Genomic DNA, 12,301 nt, shown 5'->3' on the forward strand with positions numbered 1-12,301 from the left:
GTTCAGGCCGATGGTGGAGTCAGAGAGGGGGTCCGCATCGGTGGCGAGCAGTCCGAGGAGAGAGACGCTCCGCGTCTTCGCCCTCGATGGGCAGGGCACGGTCGAAGCGGATGCTCCCGGTGGTCAGGGTCCCTGTCTTGTCGGTGACGAGCAGATCGAGGTCTCCGAGGTCCTCGATGCAGACCACGCGTTTGACCAGCACTTTCTGCCGTGCGAGTCGGCGCGAGCCGGCCGCCAGGCTCGCGCTCACGACCGCGGGCAGAAGCTGCGGGGTGATGCCCACGGCGATGGCGAGCGAGAACAGGAGCGAATCGATCAGGGGACGCCCGAGCAGGAGCGCCGCCACGAAGATCGACGAGGTCAGGATCACCGCGATGATGAGGAGGAAGGTCGAGAACTGCCCCAGACCGCGCTGGAACTCGGTGACCGGCTCCTGCACGTCCAACCCGAGTGCGATGCGGCCGAACTCGGTGTCGCCTCCGGTGGCGACCACCAGGCCCGTGCCGCTTCCGGCCTGCACCACCGTTCCCATCAAGGCGCAACAGGTGAGATCACCGAGGGCGGCAGCCCCGGCCACCGCATTCGTCGACTTCGCCACCGCAGACGACTCGCCCGTCACGATGCCTTCATCGCATTCCAGCCCGGTGGTCGCGATCAGCCGCAGATCCGCGGGAACGACCGCTCCCACGGACAGGATGACGACGTCGCCCGGCACGATGCCACTCACATCGATGCGACTCCGTGCCCCGTTCCTGAGTACCACGGCGGTGTGGCGCAACCGCTCATGGAGTGCGACGGCGGATCGTTCCGCACGAAACTCGTTCACGAAGCCCAGCCCGACGCTGATGGTGACGATGACAGCGATCGTGAGTGCGCTGATTCCCTCGCCGACGAACGCCGACACCAGTGCCGTCCCGCACAACAGGAGGAGGATCGGGCTCGCAGCTGCCGCCCGAGCACACGCAGGGGGCGAGCCCGGTGCTCGCGCAGCGCGTTCGGCCCGAAGCGCTCGCGACGTGCGGTGACGTCGATGTCGGAGAGCCCCGCGGGGGTTGACCCGACTGAGGCGAGCACGCCAGCGATATCCTCTCCGGCTGCCGCACGGACGAGGCTGACCGTCGCGGCCAGAGGCCGCGGGCCGGTCTTCGGAGATCTCACCGTTCTGATCCCGCTGGAACGGATGGTTCTTCCAAGAGACCGCTGGTCACACGCATGATCTCATCGTGGTCTGATCGGGTGGGCGCGCGCCAGTGACATTGGTCCCATTGCGAATCGCAGGGACCAACGACCCGCCGCGCAGATTGCGGGCAGCGGACGATCAGAGGAACATGATTCCCATAAGGAGTCCCGATGACTGAAGGTGAAGAGGTCTCGCGGGGCGCCTCCGGATCGAGCGCCGCCGTACGCATCGAGGAGGTGCCGTCGGACGAATGCTGGCGGCTGTTGGGGCACGCGTCCCTGGCGCGTCTGGCATTCGTCGATGCGGACGGCGATCCTGAGATCTATCCGGTGAACTTCCAGACCGACCGCGGAGTCATCCTCATCCGGTCGGCCGATGACGGCAAGGCCCGCTCGATCGCGGCTCATCCCCGGGTCGCCATGGAAGTGGACGGCGGCGCGTTGCGAGTGCGCTGGAGCGTCATCGTCCACGCGACCGCCGAAGTGAGCGCGACCGACGCCGCGGTCCAGCTGCCCACCCCGCCCGACGCGCTCTCGTGGTTCCCGGGCGAGAAGGCGCTCGTGATCAGGCTGATGGTGAGGTCGATCACCGGGAGGAGATTCCTCGTCCCGGCCGGTGTGCGGCTACCCGGCGCGTCCAGCGAATGAGCTGACCCGAACGCCACGTTCCGCGGGAGATTTCCCACGACCGAGGGCTCGCAGCGCGTAGAGGATGGTCGCCAGGTCGACGAGTTCCTGGACCAGCGCTCCTGTCACGGCGGGGATGACGCCGGTCATGGCGACGAGCATCAGCGCGATGCTGAGGGCGATCCCGATCCAGATCGAGGTCAATGCGACGCGGAGCGTGTGGCGCCCGATCGAGACCGCATCGACCACCGGGCGAAGCGAATCGACGAGTACGACGATGTCTGCGGCCTCGCCGGCCGCTGTCGCGCCCTTCGCGCCCATCGCGACACCGATGTCGGATGCTGCGAGCACGGGCGCATCGTTGATCCCGTCGCCGACCATCATGACCGGGCGAGGGCGCAGCTGTGCGGCGAAGTGCACCTTCTCGCCGGGAGCAAGCTCGGACTCCACTTCGGTGATCCCCACGTCCGCCGCGATCGACTCGGCCGTGGAGCGGGCGTCGCCGGTCAGCATCACGATGCGTTCGACTCCGTGCTCCCTGAGCCATCCGATGACCTCACCGGCTTCGGTGCGCGGGGCGTCGGCGAGCACGAGGCTGCCCGCGAACGCCTGCGTCGATCGCCACGTAGGCCGCGGCCTGACCGGGTGCGAGGCTGGTGCGCTGGAGAGCGGGGACGAGTGAGGCGATGAAGGCGGGTTTGCCCACGGTGACGGTGCGCCCCTCGATCACCGCCGTGACCCCGTTGGTGGCGACCTCGCGGGCATCAGCGGAAGCGGCCAGCGGCATCCCCCGATCGATCGCGGCCTGACGAACCCCCGCGGCGAGGGCGTGCGAGGAATACTGCTCGGCCGACGCGGCCAGCCGAAGCACGTCATCGGCGCCGAATCCGTTCGCGGGCCGGACATCGACGAGCTCGGGGCGTCCCCGTGTGAGGGTGCCGGTCTTGTCGAATGCCGCCACCCGCACCCGGGCGAGCTGCTCGATGACCGCGCCGCTCTTCATGATCAGTCCGGTCTTCGCACCGCGCGACAGCCCGGCCAGGAACGCGACCGGGGCGGCGATCAGCAGCGGGCATGGCGTGGCCAGCACGAGCACCTCCGCGAAGCGGACAGGGTCGCCCGACAGGCCCCACGCGATCGCCGCAAGGATCAGCGAGACGGCCGTGAACGGCACCGCGAAACGATCCGCGATCCGGACCACGGGAGCGCGGGACTTCTCCGCCTCGTGCACGAGCGCCACGATCTGCTGGAATTGGCTGTCACCGCTGCGCCGAAGAGCCCGGATGCGCACGGCTCGCTCGCCGTTCACGGCTCCGGAGGGCACTTCATCCCCGATGTGGCGGGTCACTGGGAGGCTCTCACCGGTCAGCGAGGACTCGTCGAATGAGGACTCCTCGGCCAGCAGCGTCGCGTCAACGGGCACGACCTCGCCCGGCCGGACCAGGAGAAGGTCACCGACCTCGACATCCTCCACCGGAACATCGGCCACGGCCTCACCCGTCCCGTCGCGCCTGTCCGCGAGGACATGCGCATCTCGGGGCGAACGATCCAGGAGCGAGGTCAGATCCCGCTTCGCGCGTCGCGCGGCGACATCCTCGAGCGCCTCGCCGCCCGAGAGCATGAGCACGATGATCAGCGACGCGATGTACTCGTCCACAGCGAGGGTGGCCACCATCGCCACGACGGCGAGGATGTCGAGACCGACATGTCCTCGCATCACGTCTCGGACCATCCCGACCAGGGTGTAGACGACGACGAGGGCGACCCAGACGATCGCCAGCCATCGGCCCGCACGCTCGCCCCCGATGCCGGTGAGCACGAGGACCGCGGCGAGCACGAGCACCGTCACCACGATCACCGGGCGCGACCAGACCAGCCGCGCCAACCGGATCGCTGCGGTCTCCCGGCCAGCGGACTGTGGCGCCGGGCCCACGGATCTCTTCGGGGCGGCTATAGCGGGCCTCCCGTGCGCTCGATCTCGAACACGGCCGCTTGAGTGCGATGATCCAACCCCAGCTTGCTGAGCATCGTCGACACGTAATTCTTAACGGTCTTCTCCGCCAGTCCGAGACGTTCGCCGATCTGCCGGTTCGTGAGGGCATCCGCGATCAGGCTGAGGATCTGTCGTTCACGTAGGCTCAGCGATCCGAACCGAGGATCCTCGGCCGACGCGGTTCGCAGTACCCGCGTCGCCTGCATCCTCGCCGCCGGATGCAGCAGCTTGCCGCCGGTGACGACGGTGCGCACCGAGTTGACGAGATCGACGGTGCGCACCGACTTGAGCAGGTAGCCGGCGGCATCCGCCAAGACAGCGGCCATCACGGCGTCGTCGTCGTCGAACGCGGTCAGGATCAGGCAGCGCACGTCCGGATGCTCCTGCCGGACATGGCGGCAGAGGTCGATTCCGCTTCCATCCGGGAGTCGCACGTCCAGAATGGCGAGGTCGGGAAGGGTGGCGGCGATCCGTGCGGACGCGTCCCGAACCGTACCCGCCTCACCGACGATCGTGAAGTCGGGCTGGGTCTCCAAGACCCCGGCGATTCCGCGACGCACGACTTCGTGGTCGTCGACAAGGAAGATCGTGACCATGCCGCCACCCCCGATCGCATCACACCCGCGCAGTTCACCGGCAGGAGACCATGCGCCGAATCTATCCGACCGGGACAGAAGAGGAAGGGACTTTCGGCCCGGTCGCGGAGCATCGACCGCAGTTGGCTGACAGCATCCGACCGGGCACCGCAGCTATGAAGGGAATCAGCATGGCCGACAACCGCTTCCAGGATCACACCATCATCGTGACGGGTGCCGGTTCCGGCATCGGCCGCGCCACCGCCGTCCGACTCGCAGCCGAAGGAGCCCGCGTCATCGGCGTCGACATCTCCCGCGAGCGGCTCCGGGCGCTGGAGGCCGAACTCGGAGAGAGCGTCTCCACCATTGACGGGGACCTCGCCAGCCAGCTCACGGTCGACCGCGTGATGGCGCTGGCCCGCCCGCGTGTGGACGGCCTCGCGAACGTCGCCGGCATCATGGACGGATTCGAACCGACCGCCGAGATCGCGGACGAGACGTGGGAACGAGTCATCTCGGTGAACGTCACGGGGATGATGCGGATGACACGGGCCGTGCTCCTCCTGATGATCGAACACGGTCGGGGGTCGATCGTCAACGTCGGTTCCGAGGCCGGCCAGCGCGGGTCCGCCGCGGGCACCCCGTACACCGTCTCCAAGCATGCGGTGAACGGATTCACGCTGAGTACGGCGTTCTTCTACACGGCCAAGGGCATCCGCTCGCAACGCAGTGGCGCCCGGCCCGGTGGCGACGAACATCGACGCGCCGTTCCGGTCGGCCTTCGCTCAGGAACGCCTCGGACCGATCTTCCAGACAACGGTGCCGCCCGTGGCACAGCCCGAGGCGATCGCGGCAGCCATCGCCTGGCTGCTCAGCGACGACGCTTCCGATGTCTCTGGTGCGATCCTCCCCGTCGACGGCGGCTGGGCGTCCCTCTGACGTCGTGGAATCGAGTGGATCATCCGCCCAGGAGAGATGCGAGGATGAGGGCATCGAAGGTGCATCTCATGGCTGAAGAGGGCCTGCCGACCCCCGACCTCCCCCGGGGTGAGCTCGAGACGACTATCCGGGAGCTGATCGCCCGTGCGCAGCGCGTCCTCGATACCCAGGGACGGCTTGCGGCAGCTTCTCACGGCGACGCGCGTCGTGACCGAGCCTCTCGACATCGAGCAGGTGCTCATCCGCATCGTCAAGGCCGCAGTGGACCTGGCCCGGGCGCGATACGGGGCCATCGGCGTCAGGGACCAGGACGGCTCACTGGAACGCTTCATCCACGTCGGGATGGACGACGAGCAGGTGGCAGCGGTCGGCCATCTGCCGGAGTGGCGTGGGCTGCTGGGCATCGTCTTCCACGAAGGGCAGAACCTCCGACTGGCCCATATCGTCGACGACCCTCGATCCGTGGGGTTCCCGGAGGGCCATCCGCCGATGGATTCATTCCTCGCCGTCCCCGTCCGCGTGCGCGACACCGTGTTCGGCAACCTCTATCTCACCGACCAGGTGGACGGGGCGTTCTCCGACGAAGACGAGGCGCTCATCGAGTCTCTCGCCGCTCCGGCCGGGGTGGCCATCGAGAACGCGCGGCTGTATGAGGAGGCTCGGCGTCACGAGAGGCTGAGCAAGGCCCTGTCGGAGATCAGCGCGGCACTCCTGGATCCCGGCACCGAAGACGTTCTCGCACTGGTCACCGAGCGGCTCACCGGGGTGGTGGCCACCGAGTTGGTGACCATCGTGGTCCCTGTCGACGTCGATGACTGGCGTATCGCTTCGGCGCAGGGAGCCAGAGCGGCCGGGCTCACCGGCATCCTCATCCCCGCCGCCTCGGCTCTCGGCGCACGAGCGGTCGAGTCGGGTGAGGTCGTGACCGGGGCGTTCGCAGATCAGGACACGGAGCATCGGATACGCGGCGATCGAGGGGCCGTGCTCGGTCCGAGCGCTGCCGTTCCGCTCAATGCCGGCGGGCGTCCGATCGGTGCCCTGTGCGTCTCGCGCGACGATCCGGGCAGACCGTTCACACGTACCGAACTCGACACCATCGAGGAGTTCGCGAACCAAGCGGGAATCGCTCTCTCGCTTGCGTGGGCGCGCCGAGACCGACAGCAGCTCGAGGTCATCGACGAGCGCAGTCGCATCGCCCGGGACCTGCACGATCACGTCATCCAACGTCTGTTCGCCACAGGACTCGGCCTTCAAGCGCTGGCATCCGCCGAGCCCGCCGCCGCAGCACGGCTCGATGCGCACGTCGCCGAACTCGATGCGGCGATCGCTGAGATCCGAACGGCGATCTTCACCCTCCGCGCGAGACCCGCAGCCGGGGGAGCGGGCCTCACCCGCAATCGCATTCTCGATGTGATCGGTGAACTGACTCCTGCGCTCGGGGGGTCTCCGAGCGTCACCTTCACCGGCGCCATCGATCTGACGCTCACCGGGGCTGTCGCCGACGACGTGATCGCCGTCGTTCGCGAAGGACTGGCGAACATCGCGCGACACGCACGGGCGCAGAACACCGCAGTCGACGTGTCGGTGAGCGAGGTGGCCATCATCGTCACCATCGAAGACGACGGGGACGGTGTCGGATCGGACGCGACCCTGACCGGTGGCACCGCGAACCTGCGGGATCGTGCCGAGAGTCGGGGCGGCGAATTCTCGCTTGCGTCCACGAGCCGCGGGCGGCACCCGCCTCGAGTGGAGGGCACCGCTGCCACGGTGATCCGGCGACGCCAGCCTGGGCGATCACGCGGTCAGGGAGCGCTCCAGCCGGGCGACATCGGCCGGCAGACACAGTCCGGTGCCCAGCATCGTTGCCGTGGCGCTTCCCGCGGCGACGGCTGTGCGGAACGCCTCGGCGGGCGGTCGCCCTTGCGAGATTCGAAGCACGAGGCCGGCCAGGAACGCATCGCCGGCACCGACCGTGCTTGTCACGGCGACCCTCGGAGTGGGAAGGCGGAGGACCCCCGTCACGGAGATGAGAAGCGCACCGGCAGCACCAAGCGTCAGGGCGATCATGTCGGCCCTGCCCGCGCGGATCAAGTCGGTCGCCGCATCGACCTGATCCGCGGTGGTCATGTCATGCCCGCCGCCGACCAACTGGGCGAACTCGTCCCGGCTGGGCTTGATGAGGAAGACTCCCTCCGCCAAAGCATGGACGAGGGGTGGACCGGACGCATCGACGACCAGCCGGACATCCTCGTCTGCTGCGTGGCGGGCGAGCATCCCGTAGAAGTCCTCGGGGACACCGGGCGGAAGACTGCCGCTGGCGACGACGAGCCCGCCGTGCGGCAGATGATCCACGGTGGCCGAAAGACAGTCCGACCACTCGGCTTCGCTCAGATGCGGCCCCGGCAGAACGAATCTGTACTCGCGACCCGTGGACACCTCGGCGACGGTGAAGCTCTCACGGGTGTCACCGGCGATCGGCACGACTTGTCCGGTCAGGCCCTCCGCCGATGCCAGCCGACGATAGTCCTCACCGGTGGCACCGCCGAGGGGGTAGATGGCGTACGAGCTTCCGCCCAGATTCCGGATCGCCCGCGAGATGTTCACACCGCCCCCGCCGGGGTCGGAGCGTGCGGAATCGCACCGGAGCTTGTGCTCAGGCACCACGCGTGGGACGGACGTCGATATGTCGAGCGCGGGGTTCATCGTCAGCGTGACGATACGCTCGGTCACTCCGCGCCGCCCGCGGCGGGTACCTCTTCAACTGCCATGGGATGACGTTGACGCAAGCACACGCGGGGAGAGGGACGAAGGTCCCGCGCGGAGTGGTGCTCTCGATCGCGATGAGCCCGGGTCGACGCTCCGCAGTCCACGGGACCTTCGTCCTCGAGCCGACCGCCCCTCCGCCACAGAGTGGAAGACACCGAGACAAGGAGCCCGTCATGCATGCAGCCGTCGCCACCAGCTTCACCGAGCCGCTCACCATCGAAGAGCGTCAGATTCCGTCGCCTGGCCCGGGCCAGGTGCTCGTGCGTATCGAGGCGTGCGGACTGTGCCACACGGACATCCATGCTGTGCACGGCGACTGGCCGGTCAAGCCCGATCTGCCCTTCGTCCCCGGACACGAGGGCGTCGGGGTCGTCGAACGGCTCGGAGACGGTGTCACCTCGCGAACGATCGGTCAGCGCGTCGCCCTGCCGTGGCTCGGTCACGCCTGCGGCGAGTGCCGATACTGCATCGATGGTCGCGAGAACCTCTGCGAGCGGCAGTACAACACCGGCTACTCGGTCGACGGCGGCTACGCAGAGTACGCCCTCGCCGATGCGCGCTTCGCCACCCCCGTGCCGGACGGGATCCCTCCTCTGGATGCGGCGCCGCTCACGTGCGCTGGCGTCACGACCTACGCCGCGGTGAAAGCAGCGTGCGTGGTCCCCGCCGAACGGGTGGTGGTCTTCGGCGTCGGCGGCCTCGGACACCTGGCGGTGCAGTACGCACGACTCGTCGGGGCTCAGGTTCTGGCGGTCGATGTGACACAGGAGAAGCTCGACCTGGCCCTGGACCTTGGCGCGGACCACGCGATCAATGCATCCGAGGTCGATCCGGTCGACGCCATCCTGCAGCTCGGCGGTGCCGACGTGGCCATCGTCCTGGCCGTGGCCCCCACGGTCTTCGACCAGGCGTTCCGGTCGTTGAACCGAGGCGGTCGGTTGGTGCTCGTCTCACTCCCGGCCGCCGGCACCCTGACGATCCCGATCTTCGACACCGTGCTGAAGGGCATCTCGATCATCGGCTCGATCGTGGGCACCCGTCAGGATCTCGCCGAGGTGTTCGCCCTCCATGCGGCCGGTCGCACAAAGGTGATCGCCGCGGAGCGGAAACTGGGCGACGTGAACGAGGCCATGGCAGAGGTGCTGCACGGTACCGTCCCCGCCCGACTCGTGTTCACGTACGACGCGGGACCGCACGCGGGCTGAATGACGCTGGCCCTCACTCCCGCGGTCTGCTTGAATCGCGGAAGGCGAGACCGGTGGGAAGAGGGCGCGGGTGACACGGGGACACGACACCGCTCGGCCGCGGGTGCTGTATGTCGAGGACGACCGCACGATCGCCGACATGACCGTGGCCGTCCTGTCCGAGGTGTATGACGTCGAGCACGTCGGCGACGGCCGCGATGCGCTGCGCCAGGCGCTGAACGAACGGTTCGACGTGTTCGTGATCGACCGGCGGCTGCCCGGCATGAGCGGCACCGCGCTCGTGGATGCGATCCGGACGGCGAAGATCACGACTCCCGTGCTCATGCTGACGGCGCTCGGCGCCGTGGTCGACCGGGTCGACGGACTGGATGCCGGTGCCAACGACTATCTCGTGAAGCCGTTCGACTTCGACGAGTTGCTGGCGCGGCTGCGCGCGCTGATCCGAGGTCACCGCGCCGAGGGCCGTCGTCGTGCGATCGCCGAGTGGAACTTCGTGCCCGAGTCCTCTCTCGTCTACGGCCCGTTCGGCGAGAGGGTCGCCTTGACGACCACCGAGACGCGGATGCTGACGGTTCTGACCGAGAGCCCCGACCACGTCTTCTCTCGCGACGAGCTCATGCACACCGTGTTCGCATCCGATGACGCGTTGAGCTCGGTGGACACCTATGTGCACTACATCCGCCGCAAGACCGCTCCCGAGGTCATCGAGACGGTGCGCGGTCGCGGGTACCGAGCCGGTGCGCCGTCATGAGCCTGGAGGCCGACCGTCGGCGGGTTCAGCGTTCCGCGCTGCGGGTCGGGATGCTGGTGGGAGCGGCATCCGCCGTCGCGATCGCCGTGGGCGTGACGATCCTCGTGATCGTCATCGTGTCCACCGGGCGCCCGGAGCACCCGCACGGTGGCGCGCCGGCCGACAACGATCACGTCGTCGTGGATGTGGACAGGGTCCTGCCCTGGGTCGTCGCGCTCGGGATCGTCGGCATCCTCGTGCTGGGCGTCGTGGCCTGGCTCGCCGCACGGTGGGCGGTCGCGCCGCTGTCCCAGGCGCTCCGGCTGCAGCGCGGTTTCGTGTCGGATGCGAGCCACGAGCTTGCGCACGCCGCTGACCGCCCTCACCGGGCGCATCCAGATCGTGCAGCGTCGGCTCGGCCGGGGCAGCCGATCGAGGCCACTGTGACCGAACTGCGTCGCGACGCCGCCATGCTCGACGACGTGCTCACCGACATGCTGCTGGCGGCCGAAGGGGGCACAGCCGCAGACGGGCGGGCGGATGTCGCGGCCTGCCTGCACGATACGACGCGGACGATGTCGCCCCTGGCCGAGGAGAACGGCGTCACCCTCCGCACCGATGCCGGCGCCGCTCTCGCGGTCCGGATGCCGGCGGTCACGCTGACGCGCCTGTGCGTGGCACTCGTCGACAACGCCATCGCGCACGCGCCGGGAGGGTCCGAGGTCACGCTGGCGGCGGCCGCGGCCGGCGACACGGTCCAGATCCGCGTCGCCGACGCCGGTCCGGGCATCGACCCACCGGACGCAAGCCCGGATCTTCGAGCGATTCGCACGGTCGGCCGAGTCAGGCCGCCGTCGGGGCTTCGGCCTCGGTCTCGCCCTCGTGCGCGAGGCTGCGGCCCGCTACGGCGGAAGCATCCGGATCGAGGCGACGTCGCCGGCCGGAACGGTGTTCCTGCTCACGCTGCCGTCGGCATGAGTGGAGATCCTGCGACCACGGCTACCTCGACACCACCGACCCAGCGCCGGGTGGACCCGTCGCCCGCAACGAGCATCCCGGCCGTGGTCGGTGCCTGAGTGATCCACCGCAGATCGCCCGCCACCACCGCGGCGGTGGCCCACACATCCGCCGTCGTCAGATCGTCGGCCAGGACGGTCGCGCTGCGGACGGCGGTCGCCGGCTCACCGGAGCGCGGGTCGATGATGTGCGCCCCCCGCTCGGCGGTCCCGGATGTCGCGACCGCCCCGTCGCGCACCTCCACGGTCGCGAGCACGCCGCCCGGGTGATCGGGGTCGGCGATCCCGATCCGCCAGATCCAGTCGGCGCTCGGCGCGGTGAACAGGCGCAGGTCGCCGCCGGCCCCGATGCCGACCGCGTCGAGTTGGGGGTGCGCGGTCAGGGGTGCGAGGTGCCGCGCGGCGCCCACATCCACGGCCCATCCCTTCACGAAGCCGGTCGGGTCGAACCAGCCTCGCCACCAGGCGTCGAACAGGCCGCCGGTGTGCGCGGCGGCAGCGACGCAGCGCGCCTCCACATGTGCGACGCGCGGATCGGCGTTCTCGAGACGGAGCTCGCCCCGTCGGATGCGACTGATGTCGGAGTCGCGCCGGAACGGTGAGAACACGGACTCGATGTCGCGCAGCTCGGCGACGCATCCGGCCACCGCGGCCGCGGTCTCGTCGTCGGACTCGCCGATGACATGGATGCTGACCGCAGTGCCCATCAGCTGTTCGACCCAGGCCCTCCGCGGTTTGCACGCACTCATCGCGCCGCCTGGTCGAGCGCCGACTGCAGCGACTGCAGATAGCCGTCCGAGGTGAATGTCGCCCCCGAGATCATGTCGATCCGCGCGTTCTGCGCCGACAGCGTCTCGGAGACGAGCTGCGGCACCGCATAGCCGTTGATCTGCGCGTCGCGAGGGCTCTCGGTCGGAAATTCGGGCACGTCTACGGCGGTCAGCTTTCCGCCCGAGACGGTGACCTGCACCTGCACGGGACCGTACTGCGTCTGGGCGGCGTCGCCGGTGTAGCTGCCGTTCTTCAGCGTTCCGGATGCGGTCGAGCCAGTACCCGTGCTGCCGGGTGTGTCCGTTCCCGTGCTGCTGGAGCTGTCCGAGCCGCCGCCGCCTGCGCCGCCTGTGGTCGCGCCGCTCGTGGTCCCTGTCGTGCTCGCCGTGGGGACCGGAACCAGGTCCGCGCCCAGCGAGGTCCGATAGCTGAACAGGAGGACCAGTCCGCTGACCGTGGCGAGGGTTCCGTAGATGATCTTCTTCATGTCCACTCCTGTC

Annotated in this window: 11 protein-coding genes and 4 pseudogenes; 8 read left to right on the forward strand and 7 right to left on the reverse strand. The window is 68.9% G+C overall.

Annotated features, from left to right (window positions below):
- Window positions 1–19: 19 nt before the first annotated feature.
- A complete protein-coding gene (locus L2X98_RS14325) occupies window positions 20–904 on the reverse strand; it encodes an HAD-IC family P-type ATPase (protein WP_354002809.1) in 885 nt (294 codons plus the stop codon).
- On the reverse strand, window positions 823–1,158 hold the full coding sequence (locus L2X98_RS14330; protein WP_354002810.1) for a cation-transporting P-type ATPase: 336 nt from the start codon (window positions 1,156–1,158) through the stop codon (window positions 823–825). Before L2X98_RS14330 ends, L2X98_RS14325 begins: the two co-directional genes overlap by 82 nt.
- Window positions 1,159–1,350: 192 nt before the next feature.
- On the opposite strand from L2X98_RS14330, the gene L2X98_RS14335 reads away from it, so the two are divergent.
- Entirely contained in the window at window positions 1,351–1,827 is a 477-nt protein-coding gene (locus L2X98_RS14335; RefSeq protein WP_259611371.1) for a pyridoxamine 5'-phosphate oxidase family protein, read from the forward strand.
- Here the strand turns inward: L2X98_RS14335 and L2X98_RS14340 are convergent.
- Window positions 1,804–3,697 (reverse strand): annotated as a pseudogene (locus L2X98_RS14340) (heavy metal translocating P-type ATPase). The gene L2X98_RS14335 and the pseudogene L2X98_RS14340 sit on opposite strands and share 24 nt — an antisense overlap.
- 59 nt (window positions 3,698–3,756) lie before the next feature.
- The gene (locus tag L2X98_RS14345) at window positions 3,757–4,395 is read right to left on the reverse strand and encodes a response regulator (protein WP_259611372.1); all 639 of its coding nucleotides are present in this window, start codon (window positions 4,393–4,395) and stop codon (window positions 3,757–3,759) included.
- Between the two features lie 170 nt (window positions 4,396–4,565).
- Here L2X98_RS14345 and L2X98_RS21515 point away from each other — a divergent pair.
- The 3 genes and pseudogenes from L2X98_RS21515 to L2X98_RS21525 all read left to right on the forward strand — a co-directional run.
- A pseudogene (locus L2X98_RS21515) lies at window positions 4,566–5,033 on the forward strand (SDR family NAD(P)-dependent oxidoreductase); the annotation flags it as partial.
- Window positions 5,034–5,118: 85 nt separating this feature from the next.
- Window positions 5,119–5,313, forward strand: a complete 195-nt coding sequence (locus L2X98_RS21520) for an SDR family oxidoreductase (protein WP_354002811.1) — start codon at window positions 5,119–5,121, stop codon at window positions 5,311–5,313.
- Window positions 5,314–5,574: 261 nt separating this feature from the next.
- Window positions 5,575–6,615, forward strand: a pseudogene (locus L2X98_RS21525) (GAF domain-containing protein); the annotation flags it as partial.
- Between the two features lie 492 nt (window positions 6,616–7,107).
- Here L2X98_RS21525 and L2X98_RS14365 read toward each other — a convergent pair.
- Window positions 7,108–8,043, reverse strand: a complete 936-nt coding sequence (locus tag L2X98_RS14365) for a 1-phosphofructokinase family hexose kinase (protein ID WP_259611375.1) — start codon at window positions 8,041–8,043, stop codon at window positions 7,108–7,110.
- A 209-nt stretch (window positions 8,044–8,252) separates the two neighbouring features.
- On the opposite strand from L2X98_RS14365, the gene L2X98_RS14370 reads away from it, so the two are divergent.
- The 4 genes and pseudogenes from L2X98_RS14370 to L2X98_RS14380 all read left to right on the forward strand — a co-directional run bounded on the left by L2X98_RS14370 (window position 8,253) and on the right by L2X98_RS14380 (window position 10,992).
- Window positions 8,253–9,284 (forward strand): zinc-dependent alcohol dehydrogenase, encoded by a 1,032-nt coding sequence (locus L2X98_RS14370; protein ID WP_259611376.1) that lies wholly within the window; start codon window positions 8,253–8,255, stop codon window positions 9,282–9,284.
- A gap of 70 nt (window positions 9,285–9,354) precedes the next feature.
- Entirely contained in the window at window positions 9,355–10,035 is a 681-nt protein-coding gene (locus L2X98_RS14375) for a response regulator transcription factor (protein WP_259611377.1), read from the forward strand.
- A gap of 623 nt (window positions 10,036–10,658) precedes the next feature.
- Window positions 10,659–10,757: pseudogene (locus L2X98_RS21530) on the forward strand (sensor histidine kinase); the annotation flags it as partial.
- Between the two features lie 70 nt (window positions 10,758–10,827).
- Complete coding sequence (locus L2X98_RS14380) at window positions 10,828–10,992, forward strand: sensor histidine kinase (protein WP_259613338.1); 165 nt, start codon at window positions 10,828–10,830, stop codon at window positions 10,990–10,992.
- On the opposite strand, the gene L2X98_RS14385 is transcribed toward L2X98_RS14380, so the two are convergent.
- Together L2X98_RS14385 and L2X98_RS14390 are read right to left on the reverse strand one after the other, a co-directional pair.
- A complete protein-coding gene (locus L2X98_RS14385; protein ID WP_259611378.1) occupies window positions 10,973–11,737 on the reverse strand; it encodes an FAD:protein FMN transferase in 765 nt (254 codons plus the stop codon). The genes L2X98_RS14380 and L2X98_RS14385 overlap by 20 nt on opposite strands.
- 38 nt (window positions 11,738–11,775) lie before the next feature.
- Window positions 11,776–12,288: an FMN-binding protein gene (locus L2X98_RS14390; protein WP_259611379.1), complete on the reverse strand. Its 513-nt coding sequence runs from the start codon at window positions 12,286–12,288 to the stop codon at window positions 11,776–11,778.
- Window positions 12,289–12,301 lie beyond the last annotated feature (13 nt).

Source organism: Microbacterium elymi, from assembly GCF_021582895.2.
Lineage (GTDB): Bacteria > Actinomycetota > Actinomycetes > Actinomycetales > Microbacteriaceae > Microbacterium > Microbacterium humicola.

What these genes read in the sequence shown, in the direction of transcription:
- L2X98_RS14335 (WP_259611371.1), top strand. Translation starts at nt 1,351, where the DNA reads ATGACTGAAGGTGAAGAGGTCTCGCGGGGCGCCTCCGGATCGAGCGCC.
- L2X98_RS14345 (WP_259611372.1), bottom strand. Translation starts at nt 4,395, where the DNA reads ATGGTCACGATCTTCCTTGTCGACGACCACGAAGTCGTGCGTCGCGGA.
- L2X98_RS14370 (WP_259611376.1), top strand. Translation starts at nt 8,253, where the DNA reads ATGCATGCAGCCGTCGCCACCAGCTTCACCGAGCCGCTCACCATCGAA.
- L2X98_RS14385 (WP_259611378.1), bottom strand. Translation starts at nt 11,737, where the DNA reads ATGGGCACTGCGGTCAGCATCCATGTCATCGGCGAGTCCGACGACGAG.
- L2X98_RS14390 (WP_259611379.1), bottom strand. Translation starts at nt 12,288, where the DNA reads ATGAAGAAGATCATCTACGGAACCCTCGCCACGGTCAGCGGACTGGTC.